Annotated in this window: 21 protein-coding genes, 1 pseudogene and 1 riboswitch; of the genes and pseudogenes, 8 read left to right on the top strand and 14 right to left on the bottom strand. The window is 63.2% G+C overall.

Annotated features, from left to right (window positions below; all coding sequences use genetic code 11):
* Nucleotides 1-38: 38 nt before the first annotated feature.
* Together H4I97_RS24515 and H4I97_RS06520 are read right to left on the bottom strand one after the other, a co-directional pair.
* Nucleotides 39-431 (bottom strand): annotated as a pseudogene (locus tag H4I97_RS24515) (copper chaperone PCu(A)C); the annotation flags it as partial.
* A gap of 336 nt (nt 432-767) precedes the next feature.
* Nucleotides 768-1,139, bottom strand: coding sequence for a hypothetical protein (locus H4I97_RS06520; RefSeq protein WP_182307097.1), 372 nt, complete (start codon nt 1,137-1,139; stop codon nt 768-770).
* A gap of 224 nt (nt 1,140-1,363) precedes the next feature.
* Nucleotides 1,364-1,452: riboswitch (glycine riboswitch) on the top strand.
* 153 nt (nt 1,453-1,605) lie between these two features.
* Here H4I97_RS06520 and gcvT point away from each other — a divergent pair.
* The 6 genes from gcvT to H4I97_RS06495 all read left to right on the top strand — a co-directional run bounded on the left by gcvT (nt 1,606) and on the right by H4I97_RS06495 (nt 7,516).
* Nucleotides 1,606-2,739, top strand: a complete 1,134-nt coding sequence (gene gcvT, locus H4I97_RS06515) for a glycine cleavage system aminomethyltransferase GcvT (RefSeq protein ID WP_182307096.1) — start codon at nt 1,606-1,608, stop codon at nt 2,737-2,739.
* A gap of 83 nt (nt 2,740-2,822) precedes the next feature.
* Nucleotides 2,823-3,185 carry a glycine cleavage system protein GcvH gene (gcvH, locus tag H4I97_RS06510; RefSeq protein ID WP_182307095.1) on the top strand — a complete coding sequence of 121 codons (363 nt, stop codon included), beginning with the start codon at nt 2,823-2,825 and terminating at the stop codon, nt 3,183-3,185.
* A complete protein-coding gene (gene gcvP, locus H4I97_RS06505) occupies nt 3,182-6,046 on the top strand; it encodes an aminomethyl-transferring glycine dehydrogenase (protein ID WP_182307094.1) in 2,865 nt (954 codons plus the stop codon). The genes gcvH and gcvP overlap by 4 nt, the downstream gene beginning before the upstream one ends.
* A gap of 107 nt (nt 6,047-6,153) precedes the next feature.
* Nucleotides 6,154-6,288 carry a hypothetical protein gene (locus H4I97_RS24760; protein ID WP_280527685.1) on the top strand — a complete coding sequence of 45 codons (135 nt, stop codon included), beginning with the start codon at nt 6,154-6,156 and terminating at the stop codon, nt 6,286-6,288.
* 233 nt (nt 6,289-6,521) lie between these two features.
* The gene (locus H4I97_RS06500; RefSeq protein WP_182307093.1) at nt 6,522-6,764 is read left to right on the top strand and encodes a flagellar basal body rod protein; all 243 of its coding nucleotides are present in this window, start codon (nt 6,522-6,524) and stop codon (nt 6,762-6,764) included.
* Nucleotides 6,765-6,880: 116 nt separating this feature from the next.
* A complete protein-coding gene (locus H4I97_RS06495) occupies nt 6,881-7,516 on the top strand; it encodes a LysE family translocator (RefSeq protein ID WP_182307092.1) in 636 nt (211 codons plus the stop codon).
* An 8-nt stretch (nt 7,517-7,524) separates the two neighbouring features.
* Here the strand turns inward: H4I97_RS06495 and H4I97_RS06490 are convergent, their stop codons facing one another.
* From H4I97_RS06490 to H4I97_RS06450, 9 genes are all read right to left on the bottom strand, one after another.
* Nucleotides 7,525-8,151, bottom strand: coding sequence for a LysE family translocator (locus H4I97_RS06490; RefSeq protein WP_182307091.1), 627 nt, complete (start codon nt 8,149-8,151; stop codon nt 7,525-7,527).
* Nucleotide 8,152: 1 nt separating this feature from the next.
* Complete coding sequence (locus H4I97_RS06485; protein ID WP_182307090.1) at nt 8,153-8,602, bottom strand: Lrp/AsnC family transcriptional regulator; 450 nt, start codon at nt 8,600-8,602, stop codon at nt 8,153-8,155.
* A gap of 186 nt (nt 8,603-8,788) precedes the next feature.
* Nucleotides 8,789-9,181 carry a Fe-S cluster assembly scaffold SufA gene (sufA, locus tag H4I97_RS06480; protein ID WP_182307089.1) on the bottom strand — a complete coding sequence of 131 codons (393 nt, stop codon included), beginning with the start codon at nt 9,179-9,181 and terminating at the stop codon, nt 8,789-8,791.
* A gap of 76 nt (nt 9,182-9,257) precedes the next feature.
* A complete protein-coding gene (locus H4I97_RS06475) occupies nt 9,258-9,638 on the bottom strand; it encodes an SUF system Fe-S cluster assembly protein (protein ID WP_182307088.1) in 381 nt (126 codons plus the stop codon).
* 10 nt (nt 9,639-9,648) lie between these two features.
* A complete protein-coding gene (locus H4I97_RS06470) occupies nt 9,649-10,893 on the bottom strand; it encodes a cysteine desulfurase (RefSeq protein ID WP_182307087.1) in 1,245 nt (414 codons plus the stop codon).
* On the bottom strand, nt 10,886-12,160 hold the full coding sequence (gene sufD / locus H4I97_RS06465; RefSeq protein WP_182307086.1) for a Fe-S cluster assembly protein SufD: 1,275 nt from the start codon (nt 12,158-12,160) through the stop codon (nt 10,886-10,888). The genes H4I97_RS06470 and sufD overlap by 8 nt, the downstream gene beginning before the upstream one ends.
* A 23-nt stretch (nt 12,161-12,183) precedes the next feature.
* Nucleotides 12,184-12,939: a Fe-S cluster assembly ATPase SufC gene (gene sufC / locus H4I97_RS06460; RefSeq protein ID WP_129332726.1), complete on the bottom strand. Its 756-nt coding sequence runs from the start codon at nt 12,937-12,939 to the stop codon at nt 12,184-12,186.
* Between the two features lie 160 nt (nt 12,940-13,099).
* Nucleotides 13,100-14,569, bottom strand: a complete 1,470-nt coding sequence (gene sufB, locus H4I97_RS06455) for a Fe-S cluster assembly protein SufB (RefSeq protein ID WP_182307085.1) — start codon at nt 14,567-14,569, stop codon at nt 13,100-13,102.
* A 143-nt stretch (nt 14,570-14,712) separates the two neighbouring features.
* Complete coding sequence (locus tag H4I97_RS06450; RefSeq protein WP_182307084.1) at nt 14,713-15,879, bottom strand: cysteine desulfurase family protein; 1,167 nt, start codon at nt 15,877-15,879, stop codon at nt 14,713-14,715.
* A gap of 217 nt (nt 15,880-16,096) precedes the next feature.
* Between H4I97_RS06450 and H4I97_RS06445 the strand changes: the two genes are divergently transcribed.
* Nucleotides 16,097-16,774, top strand: coding sequence for an alpha/beta hydrolase (locus H4I97_RS06445; RefSeq protein WP_182307083.1), 678 nt, complete (start codon nt 16,097-16,099; stop codon nt 16,772-16,774).
* Between the two features lie 65 nt (nt 16,775-16,839).
* Here H4I97_RS06445 and H4I97_RS06440 read toward each other — a convergent pair whose 3' ends face one another.
* Complete coding sequence (locus H4I97_RS06440; RefSeq protein WP_182307082.1) at nt 16,840-18,006, bottom strand: GGDEF domain-containing protein; 1,167 nt, start codon at nt 18,004-18,006, stop codon at nt 16,840-16,842.
* Nucleotides 18,007-18,120: 114 nt separating this feature from the next.
* The gene (locus H4I97_RS06435) at nt 18,121-19,266 is read right to left on the bottom strand and encodes an anhydro-N-acetylmuramic acid kinase (RefSeq protein WP_182307081.1); all 1,146 of its coding nucleotides are present in this window, start codon (nt 19,264-19,266) and stop codon (nt 18,121-18,123) included.
* Nucleotides 19,267-19,389: 123 nt separating this feature from the next.
* Between H4I97_RS06435 and tyrS the strand changes: the two genes are divergently transcribed.
* Nucleotides 19,390-20,643 carry a tyrosine--tRNA ligase gene (gene tyrS / locus H4I97_RS06430; protein ID WP_182307080.1) on the top strand — a complete coding sequence of 418 codons (1,254 nt, stop codon included), beginning with the start codon at nt 19,390-19,392 and terminating at the stop codon, nt 20,641-20,643.
* 53 nt (nt 20,644-20,696) lie between these two features.
* On the opposite strand, the gene H4I97_RS06425 is transcribed toward tyrS, so the two are convergent.
* Complete coding sequence (locus H4I97_RS06425; RefSeq protein WP_182307079.1) at nt 20,697-24,107, bottom strand: hypothetical protein; 3,411 nt, start codon at nt 24,105-24,107, stop codon at nt 20,697-20,699.
* Between the last annotated feature and the right edge of the window lie 96 nt (nt 24,108-24,203).

The raw sequence follows: 24,203 nt of genomic DNA, 5'->3' as shown, positions 1-24,203 counted from the left end.
GTCCGCGGCGCTTCTTTATGGCTGAGCCCGGCGCTCGCTTACATCTTCTTCGGTGCGGCGGGGCCGACGGGCAGAACGACATCGGCCGAGCCGGCATTCTTGAAGGTCAGCTTCACCTTGACTGTGCCGCCCTCGACGAAGGGCTCCTTGACGCCCATGAACATCATGTGCAGGCCACCGGGCTTCAGTTCGACCGTCCCACCGGCCGGAACCGGAATGCCGTCCTTCAGAGGCCGCATTTTCATGACGTCGTTTTCCATGACCATTTCGTGGAGTTCCACACGGTCCGCCACGTCCGATTCGGCAGCAACCAGCACGTCATCCGCAGAACCGGAGTTCTTGATGACGACGAAACCACCGCCGACCGGCTGGCCGGGAAGCATCGCCTTGGTGAAGCCGCCACTCAGTTCGAGATCGCCGAGCTTGACGGTTTCCATTCCGCCCGGATTGACGACACCCATGCCGGAACCGGCCATCGCGCCGTTCATCTGCTGACCGCCGGGATTGGCGACCTTGACCACCGGAGCACTCATGTTGTGACCGGCGTGCATGACGGCCGGCGTCGCCGCCGCGGCATCGTCATGCATGCTGCAGGCGAGGCTCGCATGAGCGAAGACGGCACCGGCTGCGACACTGACGACAGCAAGGGTGAGGCGGGATATGGTGACTTTCATTATAGTTCTCCTGACCGGTCCTCTGAAACAGAATGGGAGGCGACCGGAACGCGCCGCGGGGCGGCATTGTTTCTGACGAAAATTCTCGAAAGATCAGGCGAAGGCCGGCGGCGCACGAGAGCGTGGACGCTCGACAGATTCGGGGCCGAGATAGCGCGCGACCGCGACTGGTTCGTTGTCGAGGCTCGCGAAGAAGGAGAGCAACCAGCCTTCTTCCGGCGGCACCGGCAGGAGCGTCGCCGCGGCGAGGACGCAGGCTTCGCAGAAGCCGCTCGCAGTCGGGTGCTTCACCGCCATGTTGCCGACGCACAGGTCGGCATAGCTGCCGTCGGGAAGGACATAAGAGGCGTTTTCGATAGACGCCGCCAATACCTGCGGCGGTTTGTGGGCGAAGGCCAGCGACAGCACGGCGAGCGCGCAGAACATGCGCACCAAACCGCCACCGATCCATTTCGCCTTCGTCATTCCGTAACCTCCGGGCGGCTTCATCCTTAGCGTCTTTCGCGGCGGAATCAACGACCCTGTGCAACCGTCGCCACATTCGGGCGTCACGTCGCAGCTGTCTTTGATCAAGAACAAACCATCGTCGACAACGTCGTCCGTAAAGACCTGCAAGACGACAGCGACAATTATTTGCTTCACAACGACGCAAGCCTCTTGCCAACCGCCGGCCTTGCCAGATAATGCCAAGCCATCTTGTTGGGAGAAGCCGGTTCGATCCGGTGCCGAAGGAGCAACCGCCCCGGAAACTCTCAGGCGAAAGGACCACAAGGTGCCATTGGACTCTGGAGAGAAGCATTCCGTCTGACGGGATGCGCGCCGAAGGGATAACAATCTCAGGCAAACGGACAGAGGGGGCTCACGTAACCGGCGGGCATTCGCGCGCCATGACCTGAGCCAGCGCATCGAGCGCGAAAACCGGAGGCGCCCTTTGGATACCGCCCAACTGAAACGCACCCCTCTCTATGACCTTCACCTGTCGCTCGGCGCCAAGATGGTGCCGTTTGCCGGCTATGACATGCCGGTGCAGTATCCGGCGGGTGTCCTCAAGGAACATCTTCAGACACGCGAAAAGGCGGGGCTTTTCGATGTCTCGCACATGGGTCAGGTCATCCTGCGCGCCAGGAGCGGCCGCGTCGAGGACGCAGCCCTCGCCCTCGAAAAACTCGTTCCGGTCGACATTCTCGGTTTGAAGGCCGGTCGCCAGCGCTACGGCTTCTTCACCGATGACAACGGCGGCATTCTCGACGACCTGATGATCACCAATCGCGGCGATCACCTGCTGGTGGTCGTCAACGCCGCCTGCAAGGACGCCGACGTCGCCCACATGAAGGCAAAGCTCGCCGACACCTGCGAGGTCGAACTTCTCGATCGCGCCCTGCTGGCTCTGCAGGGACCGAAGGCCGAGGCCGTGCTCGCCTCGCTCTCTCCCGACATTGCTTCGATGAAGTTCATGGACGTCCGCGACGCGACGATTGCCGGGATTGCCTGCATCGTCTCCCGCTCCGGCTATTCCGGCGAGGACGGTTTCGAGATTTCCGTGCCGGCCGACAGGGCGGTTGACCTCGCCAAGGCCCTGCTCGCCCATCCCGACTGCGAACCGATCGGCCTCGGTGCCCGCGATTCGCTGCGCCTCGAAGCCGGCCTCTGCCTTTACGGCAACGACATCGACACGACGACCTCGCCGGTCGAGGGCGCGATCGAATGGGCGATCCAGAAGGCTCGCCGCAAGGGCGGCGCCCGCGAAGGCGGTTTCCCCGGAGCGGAGCGCATCCTTTCCGAACTCGAGAACGGCCCGGCCCGCCGCCGTGTCGGCCTGAAGCCGGACGGCAAGGCGCCGGTGCGCTCGCATGCCAAGATCTACAGCGACGAGAACGGCACGAGCGAGATCGGCGAAGTCACCTCCGGCACCTTCGGTCCTTCGGCCGGCGGCCCGGTCGCGATGGGCTACCTGCCCTCCTCCCATGTGGCGGTCGGCACGACCGTCTATGCCGAGGTCCGCGGCAAGTACCTGCCGATGACCGTCGCCGCACTCCCCTTCGTCACTCAGACCTACAAACGCTGACCCCATGTCCGCGACCGTCCTCATCCGGCTGCTAGCGGCGTGAGGACGGGTCGCTGCCCAACACATCAAGAGAGGAACATCACATGCTGAAATTCACCGAAGAACACGAGTGGCTGAAGATCGAGGGCGACATCGCGATCGTTGGCATCACCACCCACGCCGCCGAACAGCTCGGCGACCTGGTCTTCGTCGAGCTTCCGGACGTCGGTGCAAGCTTCAAGAAGGGCGGCGACGCCGCGACCGTCGAATCGGTCAAGGCCGCGTCCGAAGTCTACTGCCCGCTCGACGGCGAGGTGACCGAGGTCAACCAGTCGATCGTCGACGATCCCTCGCTCGTCAATTCCGACCCGCAGGGTGCCGGCTGGTTCTTCAAGCTGAAGCTCGCCAACCCCTCCGACGCCGAAAAGCTGCTCGATGAAGCCGCTTACAAAGAGCTGATCGCATGAGCACGCCGACCGAATTCCAGTTTACCGATTACCAGCCCTACGACTTCGCCAATCGCCGCCACATCGGCCCTTCGCCGGCGGAGATGGAGGAGATGCTGGCGCTCATCGGCTACCCGAGCCTCGACGCGCTGATCGACGACACCGTGCCTGGCTCCATCCGCCAGCAGGTGCCCCTCACCTGGGGCGCCCCGATGACCGAGCGCGAGGCGCTCGACAAGCTGCGCGAGACGGCCAACAAGAACGAAGTTCTCGTCTCGCTGATCGGCCAGGGCTATTACGGCACGATCACGCCGCCGGTCATTCAGCGCAACATCCTGGAAAACCCGGCCTGGTACACCGCCTACACGCCGTATCAGCCGGAGATTTCGCAAGGGCGCCTGGAGGCGCTCCTGAACTACCAGACGATGATCTGCGACCTGACCGGTCTCGACGTCGCCAACGCCTCGCTCCTCGACGAGGCGACCGCCGGCGCCGAGGCGATGGCCATGGCCGAACGCGTCGCCAAGTCGAAGGCCAAGGCCTTCTTTGTCGACGAGAACTGCCACCCGCAGACCATTGCGGTGATTGAGACCCGCGCGGCACCGCTCGGCTGGGAGGTCGTCGTCGGCAATCCCTTCACCGATCTCGATCCGGCGAAGGTCTTCGGGGCGCTCTTCCAGTATCCCGGCACCTATGGCCACGTGCACGACTTCACCGGCCTGATCGCCGAGCTCCACGATGCCGGCGCAATCGCCGCCGTCGCGGCAGATCCGCTGGCGCTGGCGCTCCTGAAGGCGCCGGGCGAAATGGGCGCGGACATCGCCATCGGCTCGACCCAGCGCTTCGGCGTGCCGGTCGGCTACGGCGGCCCGCACGCCGCCTACATGGCCGTCAAGGATGCCTACAAGCGCTCGATGCCCGGCCGTCTTGTCGGCGTTTCGGTCGATGCCCGCGGCAACCGTGCCTACCGCCTGTCGTTGCAGACCCGCGAACAGCACATCCGCCGCGAGAAGGCAACGTCGAACATCTGCACCGCCCAGGTGCTGCTTGCCGTCATGGCCTCGATGTACGGCGTCTTCCACGGACCGAAGGGCATCAAGGCGATCGCCCAGGCCGTCCACCAGAAGGCCGTCCTGATGGCGAAGGGGCTGGAAAAGCTCGGCTACAAGGTCGAGCCGGACACCTTCTTCGACACGATCACCGTCGATGTCGGCCATATGCAGGGCCTCGTGCTGCGTGCCGCCCGCGCGGAAGGCGTCAACCTGCGCAAGGTCGGCGAGACGAAGATCGGGATCAGCCTCGACGAGCGCACACGCCCGGCGACGCTGGAAGCGGTCTGGCGTGCCTTCGGCGGCAATTTCGTGCTCGCCGAATTCGAGCCCGGCTACCGGCTGCCGAAGGACCTGCTCCGCAAGAGCGAGTACATGACGCACCCGATCTTCCACATGAACCGCGCCGAAAGCGAGATGACCCGCTACATCCGCCGGCTCTCCGACCGCGACCTCGCGCTCGACCGGGCGATGATCCCTCTCGGCTCCTGCACGATGAAGCTCAACGCCACGGCAGAAATGCTGCCGATCACCTGGCCGGAATTTTCCGACATCCATCCCTTCGTGCCGGCCGACCAGGCCCTCGGCTACAAGGAGATGATCGATGATCTTTCCGAAAAGCTCTGCGCCGTCACCGGCTACGACGCCTTCTCCATGCAGCCAAACTCCGGTGCGCAGGGCGAATATGCAGGCCTGCTGACGATCCGCAATTATCATCTCGCCCGCGGTGACGCCCATCGTACCGTCTGCCTCATCCCGACCTCTGCGCACGGCACCAATCCTGCCTCCGCGCATATGGCCGGCATGGAAGTTGTGCCGGTCAAGGCGAAGGAAAACGGCGACGTCGACCTCGACGACTTCCGCGCCAAGGCCGAGCAGTATGCCGACACGCTCTCCTGCTGCATGGTCACCTACCCCTCGACCCACGGCGTGTTCGAGGAGACGGTGCGGGAAATCTGCCGGATCACCCACGAGCACGGCGGCCAGGTCTATCTCGACGGTGCCAATATGAACGCCATGGTGGGCCTTGCCCGTCCCGGCGACATCGGCTCCGACGTCAGCCACCTGAACCTGCACAAGACCTTCTGCATTCCGCATGGCGGCGGTGGTCCGGGCATGGGACCGATCGGCGTCAAGGCGCACCTGGCCCCCTACCTTCCCGGTCACGTGGCAACCGACGGCCGGGCGGGCGCAGTGTCGGCGGCACCTTACGGTTCGCCGTCGATCCTGCCGATCTCCTGGAGCTACTGCCTGATGATGGGCGGCGAAGGCCTGACGCAGGCGACCAAGGTGGCGATCCTCAACGCCAACTACATCGCCGCACGGCTGAAGGGCGCCTACGATGTGCTCTACAAGTCCGGGCGCGGCCGTGTTGCGCACGAGTGCATCATCGACACTCGCCCGCTCGCAGACACTTCCGGCACCACCGTCGACGACATCGCCAAGCGTCTGATCGACTGCGGCTTCCACGCCCCGACCATGAGCTGGCCGGTCGCCGGCACGCTGATGATCGAGCCGACCGAAAGCGAGACGAAGGCAGAAATCGACCGCTTCTGCGACGCGATGCTGGCGATCCGCGAGGAAGCCCGCGCCGTCGAAGAGGGCCGCATGGACCGCAACGACAACCCGCTGAAGAACGCCCCGCACACGGTGGAGGACCTCGTCGGCGAGTGGAACCGGCCCTACAGCCGCGAGCAGGCCTGCTTCCCGCCCGGCGCCTTCCGGGTCGACAAGTACTGGTCGCCGGTGAACCGCGTCGACAACGTCTACGGCGACCGCAATCTCGTCTGCACCTGCCCGCCGATGAGCGAATACGCCGAAGCCGCGGAATAACCGGCCTTCTTCACCGAAAAACCCGAGAGCCCGCCTTCCCCGGCGGGCTCTCTCTCTTTCGGGTACGAGCCGCAAAATGGCCATCGACGACAAATAGGGTGGCAGGCATGGCACTCTGGATCGCAATCGGGGTCGGGATCGGAGCAACCCTCGGCGCCACCGTCCTCGACAACATGGCAATCGGCATTGCCGTCGGCATTCCGATCGCACTCGTCGGCTGGCTTGCCGTCTCGCGCAAGTAGGCGGCGGTGCACAGATCCACCGATCGGCCTATCGCGACAACATATTTAGCTATCCAGCTAATTTCCTATTTCTATGATTACCTATTGCCCCGACTGGAAAGAAGGTGGTGGCGTCCCGTTTCGATACAAAAGCCACCCGCAAAGCATCCAAATCGTCAACCCTGCTTCTTCACACGCTGCAAACGCCGATGGCCTAGCGTGGCCCCACGCGCATAGAACGTCAGGGCAAGACCATGGGTATTTCCGCAATTTTGAATATTGCCGTTTCGGGCATGCAGGCGAACACGCACAGCCTCACCGCCTCGGCGCGGAATGTCGCCGGTGTCACGACATCGCTCCCCGGCACATCGGACATCGATCTCGGGCAGGAGATGCTCGACGCAGTCCGGGCTGAAATCGGTTTCAAAGCCAATGCGGCCGTCTGGGAAACCGGGGCGGATATGTGGGACGTGCTCGCCTCGATAAAGCGGGACTGAATACCGTCGCCGGAGGGATTCGGCACGTAGCGTCCGCCAACCGGTAATGACGGTCGCCAAGCCTTGCCATTCTACGGAAATTGCGGCTAGCTGGATGAGCAGGAGGACTGGCTCACATGCAGCTCGGAACGATCATCGCCTTCGCCACCGTCACCTTTGTCGCTGTCGTCACGCCCGGGCCGGATGTCATCTTGGCCATGGCGAACGGTTCACGCTACGGACTGAAAAGAGCCTGTGCTGGAATGATCGGCGTTCTGCTCTCCGACGTCCTTTTGATAGCGGCCGTGGCTGCCGGTCTCGGTGCGGTCCTCGCTGCGTCGGAATTCTGGTTCTCGGTCGTCAAATACCTTGGTGCGGGCTATCTCGCATGGCTCGGATACAGGATGATCCGCTTCGGTCATTCCGAGTTCAAGGCGCAGGACGAGCTGACCCCGGAACCGGATCAAAACTCGGCGATGAAGATATGCCTGCAGAGCATGTTCGTTGCGATGACAAATCCGAAAGCATACCTCTTCTTCTCGGCACTGCTGCCGCAGTTCATCGACGCCGGTCAGCCGCAATTTCTGCAGTTCTTGATACTAACGGTTGTCTTTTCCGTCGTCGAGTTTTGCATCATGTTCGGCTATGCCCTCGCCGGCGCGAGGACGACGCGATTTGCCGCCTCTGTGGCGAGACGCTGGCTGGAAAAGGGATGCGGTGGCGCCCTTTTGCTGTCCGCCGTGTCGCTGGCCTGGGCGAAACGAGCCACCTAAAAGGGGTGTCACCCCAACAGCCCCTTCACGCCCATGCCGATCGCAATCGCGCCGAAGGCAAGGAGGACGACGCCGGAGACGCGCGAGACCCAGAGGGCGAAGGACGGCGGCAGGCGATGCTGCAGCATCGCCACCAGCCCGGAGAGAAAGAACCACCAGAGCATCGAGCCGGCGAAAACGCCGAGAACCAGCAACGCCGCACTCCAGCGATCCCCTGCACCGGCGAGCCCGAGCCCGGCGAAGATGGCGGCGAAGGAGAGGATGGTCGCCGGGTTGGTGATGGTGAGGAAGAAGGTCGATATCGTGGTTGCAAGAAGGTCGCGCGTGCCGACCGTCGCGGCGGCGACTGGCGGACGTGGCCGGAAACTGGTCCAGCCAAGCCACAGCATGAATGCCCCGCCGACGAGTTGCAGCGGCAACGAGACGGCATCGAGCACAAAGGCGAAGGCGGCGAAGCCCGCCGCCGCCATCAGCGCGTAGGTGCCGTCGGCGAGCGCCGTTCCGAGACCGCCGGCGACACCGGCCCAGAAGCCGCGTTCCAGCGTCCGGTTGATGCAGAGCGCACCGATCGGACCGAGAGGCGCCGCGATCGCCAGACCGAGGACGATGCCCTTAGCGACCAGCGCGACCGCCATGTCAGATCTCCGGGGGCGTGAACGGGGTTTCGGTTATGGTGGAGAGTGCGATCACGGTCTCGCTGCGGGCGAGGAAACCGCGCACCTTGAGATCGGCGAGAAACTCCTCGATGTCCGTCAACGCACCGACCCTGATCTTGATGAGATAGGACCATGCGCCGGTGATGTGGTGACACTCCGCGATCGACCTGTGATCGGTCATGTAGGCACGGAACGCCTCCTCGTTCGCCCGCGCATCCAGAGACACGAAGACGAAGGCGAGAATGTCCATCCCCAATGCGGCGTGGTCGGCATCCACGGTGAAGCGCTTGATGGCTCCCGACGCCAGAAGCCGCCGCATGCGCTCGTTGACAGCGGAGGGAGAGAGGCTTACATGCTCACCGATATCGCTGAGCGAACGCCGCGAATCCTCCGCAAGAAGACTGATGATTTTGTGGTCTATTGTATCCATGGCCGCAAACTATACAAATTACGAAACGTAGAGCAATAGTTTTTGCAGAAAATTCACACGGAAGCACACAGCCTCCGGGTGCTGCGCCTGCGCGTTCGAAAGCCGCGCGCCCTTCGGGCTGCCGCTGCCGGCTGAAGAAACAATTATCGGAAACAGAGCGGAAGAGCAGGTGAAGCCGCAGGCTGCTCAGCCGGCGGTCACCGCTGCGTCCTTCTGGCGTGCGAGGTCGGCAAGGTCTGCCGCCTTCAGCTCGACGGATTCGCCGCAGCCGCAGGCCGACGTCTGATTGGGATTGCTGAAGGTGAAACCGGAACGCAGCTTCGTCGTCTCGAAGTCCATCTCGGTACCGAGAAGGTAGAGAACCGCGGCCGGGTCGACCCAGACCTTCGCGCCGTCGCGTTCGATGAGATCGTCCTTGGCGCTCGGCGCCGTCACGAGCTCGATCGTGTATTCCATGCCGGCACAGCCGCCCTTCTTGATCCCGACGCGGACGCCCTGCGCGTCCGGCCCGGAACCTGCGACGATCGCGCGAACGCGCTCGGCAGCGGCGTCCGTCATGGTCATGACTTGAAAGCCCATTTCCTGTCTCCTGCCGCAGCCGGGTTCAAGGTCCGGCGCTTCGGTTCGCTAAATGTAGTTCCGGCCTTGACGACGATCAATACCAGCCGACCGCCACCTGGGCCTCTTCCGACATGCGGTCGGGCGTCCACGGCGGATCGAATGTCATCTCCACCTCGACGCCGGAAACGCCCTCGACGGCACTGACGGCGTTCTGCACCCAGCTCGGCATCTCGCCCGCCACCGGGCAGCCCGGCGCTGTGAGCGTCATGACGATCTTCACCATGCGGTCGTCGTCGATGTCGATCTTGTAGATCAGCCCCAGCTCGAAGATGTCGGCTGGAATTTCCGGATCATAGACGGTCTTGAGCGCCGCGACGATGTCGTCGGAAAGGCGCGCAAGCTCCGCCTGCGGAATGTCAGACTGCACGATATCCTCGCGAAAGTCCGGCTTATGTTCGCTCTCGTTCACACTCATGAGCGGCTCCTCAAGCAAAGAATGTACGCGCGTGGTTGAGCGCATCGGCCAGCGCATCGACTTCGGCGCGGGTGTTGTAGAGGCCGAACGACGCCCGGCAGGTCGAGGTCACACCGAAGCGCGCAAGCAACGGCTGTGCACAATGCGTGCCGGCCCGGACAGCCACGCCGCGGCGATCGATCAGCATCGAGACGTCGTGGGCATGAATGCCCGCGAGCTCGAAGGAGAAGATCGCCCCCTTGCCGGGCGCATTGCCGAGGATGCGCAGGGAATTGATCGCCCGCAGCCGTTCCTCGGCATAGGCGGCAAGTTCCGCCTCATGCGCGGCGATCGCCTCGCGGCCGAGGCTGTCGATGTAGTCGAGGGCATGACCGAGGCCGATCGCCTGGACGATCGGCGGGGTGCCCGCCTCGAAACGATGCGGCGGGTCGTTGTAGGTCACGCGGTCTTCGGTCACCTCGACGATCATTTCGCCGCCGCCCATGAAGGGCTGCATTTCCTTCAGCCGCTCCATCTTGCCGTAAAGCGCGCCGATGCCCGAAGGACCATAGAGCTTGTGTCCCGTGACGGCATACCAGTCGCAGTCGATGTCGCGGACGTCGACTGGCATGTGTACCGCGCCCTGGCTACCGTCGACGAGCACCGGAATGCCGCGCTCATGGGCAATGCGGCAGACTTCCTTGACCGGCACCACGGTGCCGAGCGCATTCGACATGTGGGTGATCGCGACGAGCTTGGTCCGCTCGGTCAGGCACTTCTCGAAATTCTCGATGTGGAAGGCACCGTCGTCATCGACCGGCGCCCAGACGAGCTTGGCCCCCTTGCGTTCGCGCAGGAAATGCCAGGGCACGATGTTCGAATGGTGCTCGAGGATCGACAGCACGATCTCGTCGCCCTCGCCGATATGCGTCATGCCCCAGCCATAGGCGACGGTGTTGATCGCCTCGGTCGAGGATTTGGTGAAGACCAGTTCGTCGACCGAGCCAGCATTGAGGAAACGCCGCACCTTCTCGCGCGCACCTTCGTAGGCCTCGGTCGCGGTATTCGAGAGGAAGTGCAGGCCGCGATGAACGTTGGCGTATTCGTGCGCGTAGGCGTGCGAGATCGCGTCGATCACCTGCTTCGGCTTCTGGGCCGAGGCGGCATTGTCGAGGTAGACCAGCGGCTTGCCATAGACTTCGCGCGACAGGATCGGAAAATCCTGCCGGACGCGCTCGACGTCGTAAGCCGCGACTGTGGAGGAAAGATCAGCCATGGCGTTCCAGCCAATCGGAGATCAACGCCTCAAGCGCCTCCACCAGAGCCTCGCCTTCCAGTTCCTCGACGATCTCCGCGACGAAGGCCCGCACGAGCAGTGCCCGTGCCTGCTTCTCCGGAACGCCGCGCGACATCATGTAGTAGAGATGGTTGTGATCGATGTCGGCAACGGTCGCGCCGTGGGCGCACTGCACGTCGTCGGCAAAAATCTCGAGCTCCGGCTTGACCGAAAATTCGCCGTCGTCGGACAGCAGCAACGTGTTGCAAGCCATGCGGGCGTCGGTCTTCTGCGCATCGGGGGCAACCCTGATCATCCCCTGGAAGACGCCGCGTCCGCGATCAAAGACCACGTTGCGGACGATCTCCGTCGAGGTGGTGTTCGCGACGTCGTGGCCAAGCGTCATCGTGACGTCGACATGGCTCTCGCCGCCGATCAGGTTGATGCCGCGCAGGGTGAAATCGGAGCCCTCGCCGGCGGTTCGGACATGAACCTCCTGCCGCACCAGCTTGCCGCCTGCATTGATGATGAAGAGGCGGAACTTTGCCCCGGCACCGAGCTCGGCCTTGATCTGCCCGAGATGGGTGTCGTCCTTGCCCTGGGCCTGAAGGATGATCCACGTCACTTCGGCGTCTTCGCCGAGGACGAGATCGCTGACGGCGGAGACGAACGCCGGTCCCGTGCCGTTGCCGATATGCCGTTCGATGACCGTCGCGCGGCTCTTTGCGCCGAAGGTGACCGGATAGCGGACGTGAAGCTGGCCGGCGCCATGGGCCGACTGCAGCTCGATCGGCGCTTCGACAGCCGCGTCGGCCTCGACCGATATGGCAAAGCCGTCACGGACGAAACTGCTGTTGATGCGCCCGATCGTATCGTCACGGTCATAGGCGACGAGCTGGCTCACGGCCGAACCGTCGGCAAGCTTACCGCGGAAAGGCTGGACACCGACACCTTCCGGCGCGCGGATGTCCCGAGCCGCGCCCTGCAAAAGGGTAAGCAGGCTCGAACCGACAACCACGGGCGCGACCGCCGCGGCATTCGTCGCCACGGCATAGTCCGGAACGGCTCGCAACAGGTTCTTCAGATCCGTGTAGTGCCAGGCCTCGATCCGGCGGGTCGGCAGGCCGCCGCGCTTGAGCTCGTCGAAGAGCCGGTCGCGCGCGGCGAGAACGCTGCCGTCGCCCGGAAGTTCGCCGATCTGGTTCGAATAGCTGTCGATCAGCTGCGTTTCCGCCGCCGTCAGTCGGTTGGCTGCTTGCAGGGTCATCGTCAGGACTCCTTCCCGGCCGGTCAGGCCGCTTGTCCGATGATGTCGGCATAACCGCCGGCTTCCAGTTCGAGTGCCAGGTTCTTGTCCCCGGTCTTGACGATCTGCCCCTTGTAGAGGACATGGACGGTATCCGGCACGATGTAGTCGAGGAGCCGCTGATAGTGGGTGATGACGATCACGGCACGATCCGGCGACTTCAGTGCGTTGACGCCGTCGGCGACGATCTTCAGCGCGTCGATGTCGAGGCCACTGTCGGTCTCGTCGAGGATGCAGAGCTTCGGCTCCAGAAGCGCCATCTGCAGGATTTCGGCACGCTTCTTCTCGCCGCCGGAGAAGCCGACATTGAGCGGCCGCTTCAGCATGTCGGGGGCGATCTTCAGCTCGGCGGATGCTTCCTTCACGCGGCGCATGAATTCCGGCGTCGTCAGTTCCGGCTCGCCGCGCGCCTTGCGCTGTTCGTTCATTGCCACCTTGAGGAACTGCATGGTGGCCACACCCGGAATTTCGACCGGATACTGGAAGGCGAGGAAAATGCCCTTTGCCGCGCGCTCTGCCGGATCGAGCTCCAGAATGCTCTCGCCGTTGTAGAGGATATCGCCCTCGGTAACTTCATAATCCTCGCGGCCCGACAGGATGTAGGAGAGCGTCGACTTGCCCGAGCCATTCGGCCCCATGATCGCCGCCACTTCGCCGGCCTTGACGGTGAGGTTCAGGCCGCGGATGATTTCGGTGCCATCTTCGGCGATGCGGGCGTGCAGGTTTCTGATTTCAAGCATGTCTGTGTTCCTGTCCATCGGGCGGTTCAAGGGCCGCCTGTCGTTTCCTGTTGCGCCGTCCGGCGCCTTGCAATTCCGTCATCCCCGGGCTTGTCCCGAGGATCTACCTGTTCTTGTTCACACCGGTGTCGCGTTCAGCCCTTCCGGCAGTAGATCCTCGTCACCCCACGCTCCCCTCGAGCGAGATGTTGATCAGCTTCTGGGCTTCGACAGCGAATTCCATCGGCAGCTGCTGGATGACGTCGCGGACGAAACCGTTGACGATCAGTGCGATCGCCTCCTCTTCGGGAATGCCGCGCTGCATCGCGTAGAACTTCTGGTCCTCGGAGATCTTCGAGGTGGTCGCCTCGTGCTCGACCTTCGCCGTCGTGTTCTTGGCCTCGATGTAGGGCACGGTATGCGCGCCACACTTGTCGCCGATCAGGAGCGAATCGCAATTGGTGAAGTTGCGCGCGTTCGCGGCCTTGCGGTGGATCGACACCTGACCGCGATAGGTGTTGTTCGAGCGGCCGGCGGAGATGCCCTTCGAGATGATGCGGCTCGACGTGTTCTTGCCGAGGTGCAGCATCTTGGTGCCGCTGTCGACCTGCTGGTAGCCGTTGGAAACGGCGATCGAGTAGAACTCGCCGCGCGAACCGTCGCCGCGCAGGATGCAGGAAGGATATTTCCAGGTGATCGCCGAGCCGGTCTCGACCTGGGTCCAGGAGATCTTGGAATTCTTGCCGCGGCAATCGCCACGCTTGGTGACGAAGTTGTAGATGCCGCCCTTGCCTTCCTTGTCGCCCGGATACCAGTTCTGGACGGTGGAATACTTGATCTCGGCGTCATCCAGGGCGACGAGTTCGACGACCGCCGCATGCAGCTGGTTCTCGTCGCGCTGCGGGGCTGTGCAGCCTTCGAGATAGGAGACGTAGGCGCCTTCCTCGGCGACGATTAGCGTGCGCTCGAACTGGCCGGTGTTCTTCTCGTTGATGCGGAAATAGGTCGAAAGCTCCATCGGGCAACGCACGCCCTTCGGCACGAACACGAAGGAGCCGTCCGTGAACACGGCGGAATTCAGCGTCGCATAATAGTTGTCGGAGACCGGAACGACCGAGCCCAGATACGTGCGAACAAGATCGGGATGCTCACGGATCGCCTCCGAGATCGACATGAAGATCACGCCGGCCTTCTTCAGCTCTTCCTTGAACGTGGTGACGACGGAGACGCTGTCGAAGACGGCATCGACGGCGATCTTCGACTTTTCTACGCCCGCCAGGATTTCCTGTTCCTTCAGCGGAATGCCGAGCTTTTCATAGACCTTCAGGAGCTCCGGATCGACCTCGTCGAGGGATTTCGGACCTTCCGCGGTCTTCGGCGCGGCATAGTAGTGGATGTCGTTGAAGTCGATCTTCGGATAGTGGACGCGCGCCCAGGTCGGCTCTTCCATGGTGAGCCAGCGGCGATAGGCGTCGAGACGCCATTCCAGCATCCATTCCGGTTCGTTCTTCTTTGCGGAAATGAAACGGATGATATCTTCCGACAGGCCCTTCGGCGCCTTGTCGACTTCGATCATCGTCTCAAAACCGTACTTGTACTGATCCACATCGATCTGGCGGACCTGATCGATTGTTTCCTGTACGGCAGCCATGCTCGTTCTCCAATCTTGCCGGGTCCAAGGTCCGGCAGCTTGATAACGCAGAAGCGGAAACCGCCCCTTATGTAATTGTCAGAGGCGTGTATTTCACCCCTTACCGCAAGCGGAAATTTGACTTTCCGCAAGTTTATCCCGTGTCAGGCCGCCTCGCCGGCCATCTTGCGCCGCGATGCGACGCGCGAAAAGATGTCGATCGCCTGCTCGACCTCATCCGCTGTCGTCGACGGGCCGAGCGAAATGCGCAGTCCGCCTGTCTTCGCGTCATGCCCCATCGCCGTCAGCACGTTGCTCTGCCCGACCTTGCCGGATGAGCAGGCCGCGCCGGCCGACAGGGCGAGCCCCTCGAGGTCGAAGGCGATCTGCCCCGTCTCGGCTTTCAGGCCCGGCAGCGTGAAGAAGCAGGTATTGGCGACCCGCGCCGCTCCCGCACCGTGGATGACGACATCGGAGGCCGCCGCACGCATGCCCTCTTCGAGGCGGTTTCGCAAGGCGCCGATTGCCGCATTTCGTTCGGTAAGACCCTCGGACATCCATTGTGCAGCCGCGCCGAATCCGACGAGTGCGGCGACGTTCTCCGTTCCGGCGCGATGCCCCTTCTCCTGGCCGCCGCCCTTGAGGAGCGGCACCGGCATCAACGTCTCGCCGCGAGAGACGAGCGCGCCCGCACCCTTGGGGCCACCGATCTTGTGCGATGACAGGATGAGGAAATCGGCGCCGAGCGCACCCATGTCGATCGTAATGCGGCCGGCGGCCTGGACGGCATCGACCACCAGCAGTCCGCCGTGAGCGTGGACGACACGGGCGACGTCGGCAACCGGCTGGATGACACCCGTCTCGTTGTTGACGAGCATGACGGCAACAAGCGGCAGTCCCTCTGCCTTAGGATGCGCAGCCAGCAACGTCTCCAGCGCACCGAGGTCGACGACGCCGGAAGCGGACACCGGGATCTCGCGGACATGATCGGCGGCAAAGCGGCCGCCTTCGTGCAGAGCCGGGTGCTCGATCGCCGAAACGTAGAGCATCGAGGCGACAAGCGGCGCCCGCCCCATGCGGAATTCGGGCGTCAGTACATGGTTCGCAGCTTCGGTCGCGCAACTGGTGAAGGTCACATGTGACGGTTCCGCGCCGACAAGCGCGGCCACCTGCCGGCGGGCCTTCTCGACCATGGCGCGGGCCGCGCGCCCCTCGGCATGCACTGACGACGGGTTCCCCGGTTCGGCCAGCGCATCGAGCACGGCCGCGCGCGCTTCGCCGAGCAAAGGCGCCGTCGCGTTCCAGTCCATGTAGATGCGTTGTTTCGCCATGACTATTTTCGCTTTTGACCCATTCCGGCCCGCTCGGCGCATTTTTCTTGAAATTTCCGCCGGGCTTGCCTTATGACACGTCCAACAATGGGTGACCCATCATCCAGTTTCGAACGGTTCTAAACTTTGTTCTAGAAAAGCTGACTGCATTCGTCAAGTCATCGTGCCGCCCTGTGGACAGTCTGGAACCGAAAAAACACGAAAGACCGGAGTATCCATGCCCGAAGTGATTTTCAACGGCCCAGCCGGCCGCCTCGAAGGCCGCTATCAGCCGTCCAAGGAAAAAAGCGCGCCGATCGCAATCATCCTGCATCCGCATCCGCAGTTCGGCGGCACGATGAACAACCAGATCGTCTACCAGCTCTTCTACATGTTCCAGAAGCGCGGGTTCACGACGTTGCGCTTCAACTTCCGTGGCATCGGTCGCAGCCAGGGCGATTTCGACCATGGTGCCGGCGAGCTTTCCGACGCGGCCTCCGCGCTCGACTGGGTGCAGAGCCTGCATCCCGATTCCAAGAGCTGCTGGGTCGCCGGCTACAATTTCGGCGCCTGGATCGGCATGCAGCTCCTGATGCGCCGTCCGGAGATCGAAGGCTTCATCTCTATCGCGCCGCAGCCGAATACCTATGATTTCTCCTTCCTCGCGCCCTGCCCGTCTTCCGGCCTGATCATCCACGGGGACGCCGACAAGGTAGCACCGGAGAAGGACGTTCAGGGACTGGTGGACAAGCTGAAGACGCAGAAGGGCATCCTGATCACGCACAGGACGATCCCGGGTGCGAACCACTTCTTCTCCGGCCAGACAGAAACCCTTCTGACCGAATGCGAGGATTACCTCGATCGCCGCCTCGACGGCGAACTGGTGCCGGAACCGGCTGCCAAGCGCATCCGCTGACGATATTCGACCTTCGACCCGACAGACCGGAGGCGCGGCCCGCAAGAGCCGCGCCTCCTTTCTCGTCAGGAGGCCAGTACTTGCGAACCGCCGGCCAGGTGCACCTGGTCGCGGCCGGCCGCCTTGGCGGCATAGAGAGCGGTATCCGCCCGTTGCATCGCCCGCTCGAGCGTGTCACCGCCGAAGATCGAGGCGACGCCGAAGCTCGCGGTGATCGTCTCGTTGTCACATTGTCCGAGGCTGACAGAGGACACGGCACCGCGGATATTATGGGCGCATTCGCGCGCAAGCTCGCTGTCGACCGCCGGGATGTAGATTGCGAACTCTTCGCCGCCGATGCGGGCCACCTCGGCGTCGGTCGGCGCGGCCTCGCGGAGCACACGGGCGAAGGTCTGGATGACGATGTCACCGACGTGATGGCCGAAATTGTCGTTGATCCGCTTGAAATGGTCGATGTCGGCCAGGATCAGCGCGCCGGCGGCGGTTGCATTCGCCCGCTCAAGGCGTGGCGTCACCCGCCTTGCAAAGCCACGCCGGTTAAAGATGCCCGAAAGAGGATCGATGTCGGACTTCGCCACCGCGTCATCAATCGCCTCCTTGACGAAGACGCCGACCATTGCAAGCCCGGTCGCCACAATCAGCACGGCCCCGAGCCCCTGGGACACGAGAGCGAACTTGCTCAGGAGGTAACCACTTGCCGTAGCACCGGCTCCAACCGCAACGGCGACATAGGCCTTGAGCGGAAAGAAGGCGGCGCCCAAGGAGAGCATCGAGAACAGCGTCATGTCCGCGGCCGAACGGCGGTCGGAGCGGTAGACGGCGACGGCCGAAAGCGCCATCGTCAAGAAGAACGGCGTCTGGTAGGCGACGGAATGAACGACTGTTCCGCGCGGTAGGTCGTAGATCAGGAAATCGGTAAAAACACCCGACACGAAGAGCAACCAGAAGACACCGCCGGGAACGCGAAGCCCGTAGTGCCGCGTAATGCTTCGGGCAAGCAGGCAAAAGCCGCCGAACAGGGTCACGAAAGCACCGATCGCGAAGAAGCGAACGTGACCGGTCAGGGGTATCAAGGCTTCGCATACGGCAGACAGCGAAGCGACCGCAAAGGCGACGGCAAATCCGAGGCCGGAGCGGCGAGACGGCCCCTTCAGCGCCACAACGCCGAACGCGAGCACGAAAATCTGGGCGATTACGAAGTTTACGACCAGAAGCGAAAACGCGGCATCCATCCTGCCAACACCCAACCCCACAGACCGGGCCTAAAACGGCGAAAGCACGCAAAACGCGAGAATGTCACCGTGCACAATCTCAAATGCTATATGCGAACGCTATAAAACAAAGGATTAATGCCGCGGGCAAGTGCGGATTGCGCCCACATCCGCGAAAACGCCACCGCTGACCGGCTCTTTCACGCCCGTCGTCCCCGGAAAGGTCAAAGGCAGGCCCTTCAGCGAGCGCACGGCAAGATAGGCCCAAGCCTCCGCCTCCATGGCATCGCCGTCGAACCCCGCCTGTTCGGCAGTCAGCAGAGCCGCGTCGTTTCGCCCGGCCAGTGCCTTCAGATCCTTCATCACCGTGTCGTTGTGGCGACCACCACCGCAGATCACGAAGGTCTTCGGCATCGCCTCGAGATGTCCTGCCGACTTGAAGATCGCCGCCGCGGTGACGTAGGCGAGCGTGCGCGCGCCGTCGGAGAGCTCGGCATCGCCGCCCTCCGGCGGCAGGAAGTCGTTTCGGTCGAGCGACCGACGCTTCTGGTCCGTAAAGAACGGACTGGAGAGATAGCGATCCGCAAGCGCAGGCAGCACGCGGCCTTCGCTCGCGATCCGCCCGCCCTGGTCGAAGGGAATGCCGGCATGGGCTTCCACCCACTGATCGATCAGCGTATTGCCGGGCCCGCTGTCGAAAGCAACGATCGCACCATCGGCGCCGACCCAAGTGAGATTGGAGATACCGCCGATATTGACGAAACAGACCGGCCACAAGGGATTGTCGAGATTGCGCGCGAGTGCCGCGTGGTAGACGGGAACGAGCGGCGCGCCCTGTCCGCCGTGAGCCATGTCGTTCGCCCGCATATCGTAGACGACCGGAATGCCGATCTCCCGCGCCAGCAATGCGCCGTCGCCGATCTGCACCGTCAGCGCCGCGTCCGGACGATGCAGGACCGTCTGGCCGTGGAAGCCGACGACATCAACTTTTTCCCGCAAGACGTTGTTTTTTTCGAGAAACGCTTTCACGGCGTCTGAATGACGTAACGTCAGGTCATGTTCGAGACCGGCAAGGCTTGCCGGCCGTTCGCTGCGATCCCTGACCGCCTTGGCGTCCTCGAGCCCCTGCTTCAGACGGTCGCGAAAGGCCGGGTCGTAGGGGACGGAAAGATTCTGCCGTCGCACGACCATACCCTCGCCGTCAGTCTCCAGCATCGCCACGTCGATGCCGTCCATCGAGGTGCCGCTCATCAGTCCGATCGCGGTGAAGATTTCTGCCATGGCCTGCCCTGCCGATTCGCGTTGTCGCACGCCAACATTCATGACCGAAACAGGTGCACATTTCAAAAAACAATGCTAAAGCGCCGCCACTCCCGCATTCCGTTTCCAGAAAGCCCAGTCGTCATGAAGAAGTTCAAGTCCGATTTCCTCCACACGATGCAAGAGCGCGGCTTCATTCATCAGATTTCCGATGAATCCGGCCTCGACGATCTGCTGACGAAGGAAACCGTGACCGCCTATATCGGCTTCGACCCGACGGCGCCCTCGCTGCACGCGGGTTCGCTGATCCAGATCATGATGCTGCACTGGTTCCAGGCGACCGGCCACCGCGCAATCTCGCTGATGGGCGGCGGCACCGGCATGGTCGGCGACCCCTCGTTCAAGGACGAGGCGCGGCAGCTGATGACCATCGAGACGATCGAGAGCAATATCGCCTCGATCAAGAAGGTCTTCTCGAACTACCTGAACTACGGGGACGGCGCGAAGGACGCGCTGATGATCAACAATGCCGACTGGCTGCGTTCGATCAACTACCTCGAATTTCTCCGCGACGTCGGCCGCTACTTCTCGGTCAACCGCATGCTGTCCTTCGACAGCGTCAAGACGCGGCTCGAGCGCGAGCATTCGCTGTCGTTCCTCGAATTCAACTACATGATCCTGCAGGCCTACGACTTCGTCGAGCTTGCCAAGCGCTATGGCTGCCGGCTGCAGATGGGCGGCTCCGACCAATGGGGCAACATCGTCAACGGCATCGACCTCGGCCACCGCATGGGCACGCCGCAGCTCTACGCTCTGACCTCGCCGCTGCTCACCACCTCTTCCGGTGCGAAGATGGGCAAGTCGGCGACCGGTGCCGTCTGGCTCAACGCGGATATGCTGTCGGCCTATGATTTCTGGCAGTACTGGCGCAACACCGAGGACGCGGATGTCCCGCGCTTCCTGAAGCTCTACACCACCCTGCCGATGAGCGAGGTCGGGCGCCTGTCGACCCTTGCCGGCTCGGAAATCAACGAGGTGAAGAAGATCCTCGCGACCGAGATCACCGCGATCCTGCATGGCCGCGCCGCAGCCGAGGAAGCCGCCGAGACGGCCCGCAAGACCTTCGAGGAAGGCGCGATCGCCGACAACCTGCCGTCGATCGAAGTGCCGACCGGCGAACTTGAGGCCGGCGTCGGCCTCCTCAGCCTGATCGTCCGGGCGGGTCTTGCCGCCTCCAACGGCGAGGCTCGCCGCCACGTCCAGGGCGGCGCAGTCCGCATCAACGACAAGGCGGTCGCCGACGAGCGCATGGCGATCGGCACCAGCGAAGTCACGGCCGATGGCGTGATCAAGCTCTCGCTCGGTAAGAAGAAGCATATTCTGGTGCGCCCGGCCTAATCCGGCCGCCTGCAGACCGCACATGCGAGCCGGCGCCTGACGCCGGCTTTCTTTTAGCGGAACTCGAAGATCTGCCGGAAGACGCCGGGCGCGATGATCGACAGCGGATTGACGACGAGCTTCGGCTGCTCCGTCGCGCCCGTGAGCTTGAAGGTGATGCCGAGAAGGCCGCGGTCGCGGCCGTTGCCGAGCAGGATGCCGATCACCGGCAACTCGGCAAAGAGGCGGTTGAGCCCGTAGGCCGGCATGAAAGTGCCTGTGAGGTCCATCCGCCCCTGGCTGTCGCGAACGAGCCCCTGGAAGGTCGCGCCGACCTGCTCGCCGCGCACGACGCCGTTTTCGATCCGGAGCGTCTGGTCGCTGTAGATCAGCCGCGCAAAGCCACGCTGGAAGCGTGCGGAGCTGACGTCAATGTCCCGCTTGACGGCCTTGTTGAGGCTTCGCCCGTCGGCCCCGGCGGGCGTCGAGACGATCGACTGCAGGCGCTGTTCGTTGTCGAGACTGAAATTGCGCAGGTCGACGGAACCATTCCAGACGCCGTTCGCATTCTCCTTCATCTTCAGGTTCAGCAACCCGCCGTTCATCCGGCTGTAGAGATTGGCGAAACGGGCGACGGTGCCGGCGTCGCCGCTCGTCACGGACACTTCGCCGAGCCCGGACGGCCGGCGCATCTGACCGACGATCGCCTGGCCGTTTCGGGTCACCGCCGAAAAGTCGAGCCCCGAAAGCTTGCCGCCTCGCGAGGCGTAGTCGAGCGTCACGTTCGACAGCGCCTCGTCGCCGAAGCCCACCATCCGATCGAGTTGGGCGTCGATACGGATGTTCGGGTCCGAACCGGCATCGCCATCGCCGCCGTCTCCGGGCGATTTCATCTGGTCGATCAATGAGCGGACATCGGCGGACTTGCCGTTGACTGCGACCTGGTAGCCGCCCTTGGCCTGGCGGAGCACGACGGAATAGTCGTCGCTCGGCGACAGCCTGACGCGCGCGAGATCGGCGGAAACGAGGCCGTTCTTGTCGACGATCATCGAGCCGCTGAGGCCGAACCCGTCGCCGTCGAGGACGAACTTGTCGATCGCAGACTGCTTTTCGCCCTCCGTCACCTCCAGCTTCGCCTTGGCGGGAATCCCTGCCCCCTTCGTCCAGCCGAGCCACGGAACGGTCAGCGTTGCGCGTGTAAGATCCGCGGTCACCGCCTGCCGCTTTTCATCGAGGCGGTCCAGCTGCACGGTCACCGATCCGTTAACGATCCGGTCGAGGCCCGGAGCGAAGCGGCCGATATTGCTACCGTCGAGAACGACCTTGACCTGGCGCTCGCGATGGAATTGCGGGTCCTCCTCGACCGGCTCGGCAACCGCGAGTTCCATCGAAACGCCATCGATGTCGGCCTTGCCCTTCAGCCGTGCGGCTTTGGGATCGACATCCAGGGCGGCGTTCAGGTTGTCGATCTTCCGCCCGGAGAAGGGCTTCGCGAGATCGACACCGGCAAGATCGAGATGGGCCTTCCACACCGGGTCGGGTGGATTCTGCTCGGAGATCAGCCCGAGCCGCACCTCGGCTGTTCCCTTGACTGTACCCTTGAAGTCGGAGGCCTCGAAACCGATTCGCTTCAGGGCGTTGATCGGGCGGAAAGAGACCAGTTCGGCGACGGAATCGGCGCTGCCGGCAACGGCGATCGAAAGGTCCGCCATCAGAGGCTTCGTGTAGACATCGTCGAGAACCAGGTCGCCGCTCTCGACCTTTACGCTGCGGCCTGAGGGAAAGTACGAGGTCGCCGTCTTGATGGTCGTCGTCACCTTCGGCCCGGCGAGCTCGAAATGCGCATCGGTATCGCGCAGCGGCGGGATGTCCCCGGTGACGTTCATGCGGGCGTTGACGATGTCGAAACTGATCCTGAGCTCGTTCTCGTCGAGGTGCAGCGGCCGCGGTTCCACCGACATGCGGCCCTTCGGAATGAAGACCTGCACCGATCCTTCGGTCACCGTTCCGCCGAAAATGTTGGCGAGCACCCATCGACGCGGCTTGTCGGCAATCCAGTACGGCCAGAGCTGCTTGATGACCGTGGTCTGCATGTTCGCGAAGCGTGCACCGAAGCTGACCTCCGGCCCTTCTCCTTCAAAAAAGCGCGCCCTGAGCGATCCGGTCATCTGCCCCATCGGCGTCGAGACGCTCAATGTGTCGAGCTGCAGTTCGTCGCTGTCGTAGAGAAAGCGCCCGAAGATCTTGAACGAGAAGGGGAAAGGCTGCTCCCCGGCGGACGGTACGCTGGCCAGGCCCTCGTCGACCAACAGATCGATGCCGATGCCCGGTCCGGCCGCTTCGTTTCCGGGCAGACGGTCAAGGTCGATCAATCCGCCGGATATCGGCATGACCATCGGGCCGAAATCGATCCGCGAGGATGCGACCTCGATGGTATCCTTCGAGAAATCATAGGCGAAATTGAGCGTGCCCCGCGTCACCTCCTGCGGATTGCCGTCCTGATAGAACGTGCCGCGATGGGTCTGCGCGATCGTCGAGACGGCCGGCTTCTCCGTCCCCGTTCCGCGCCGGGCGGAGATCGTCACCTCTGCGGAGCCGTCATATCCCTGGCGAGGGTCGCCGCGCGAATCGCGCCGGAGCAGGAACGGTGTAAGCCGCACGTCCCCGATCCACGCGCTGAACGAGCGTGTCTGCCCTTCGGCATTCACCGCCTTCGCAGAAATCGGACTCTCGTAGCCGTTGATCGCCAGCGTTCCGGCGATCGTCAGCGACGCATCGATCCCGCGCTCCATCGCCAGATTGCGCACCGACAACAGGACCGGCCGGGCGCGCGCCTTGCCCATTGCGATCTCCAGTCCCTCGATGCGCATGCGATCGAGCCCGCCCTTCGAAATGAAGCCCTGCACGAGGTCGAGTTGCGTGAATGCAGCCTCGAGCAGCGTTGGGACCGCATCCACCCTGAGCTTGGCAAAGTCGAGCGGCGGCCCGGACGAAAAGAGCGACTCGTCGACGGACACGCCGTCCGCCTCGATTTCGCTCACCGAGAAGCGGCCGGAAAGCAGCGCGATCGGATCGATGACAAGACGAACCGCCTCCGTCTCCGCCGCGATGAGCCCGTCGCTCTCGCGATGCACGGTGACGTCCCGCGCCTCGACCGCAAGCTTCCACTCCCTGGAGAAACGCACCGCCGTGCCGGAGATTTCAGCGCGATACTGCGGAGCGAGCGCATTGTTCAGAACTCTTTGCGCACCGTTCGCGAAGGTGGCGTCGAGCGCCCCGCTTTCGATCACGACGAAAAACCCGCCGCTCAGGACGGCGGCGAGCAGGAACAGACCGAATGTGAAGCGCGCGATCCTGCCCAACCATGTGGATCGTGGCGGACAGTGCACGATCAGCGGATCCTCGGCGCGCGCAGACGGCAGGTCGTGCAAGGGAACGATGTCTTTCTTGCTGAACCTTACCTTTTCGCCGCGGATTTCTCCCATGTGCTGGCGACTGTCTCCGTTTGCCCGCTCCCGACGCAATCCGATGTTGGACTGTCGCCGTGCGGACTATATATCGATGGCCGCGTATTTCATCCA

It is taken from the genome of Ciceribacter thiooxidans, from assembly GCF_014126615.1.
Lineage (GTDB): Bacteria > Pseudomonadota > Alphaproteobacteria > Rhizobiales > Rhizobiaceae > Allorhizobium > Allorhizobium thiooxidans.
Note: the sequence above shows the minus strand (reverse complement) of the source record. Positions and strands in the feature narration are given on the sequence as shown.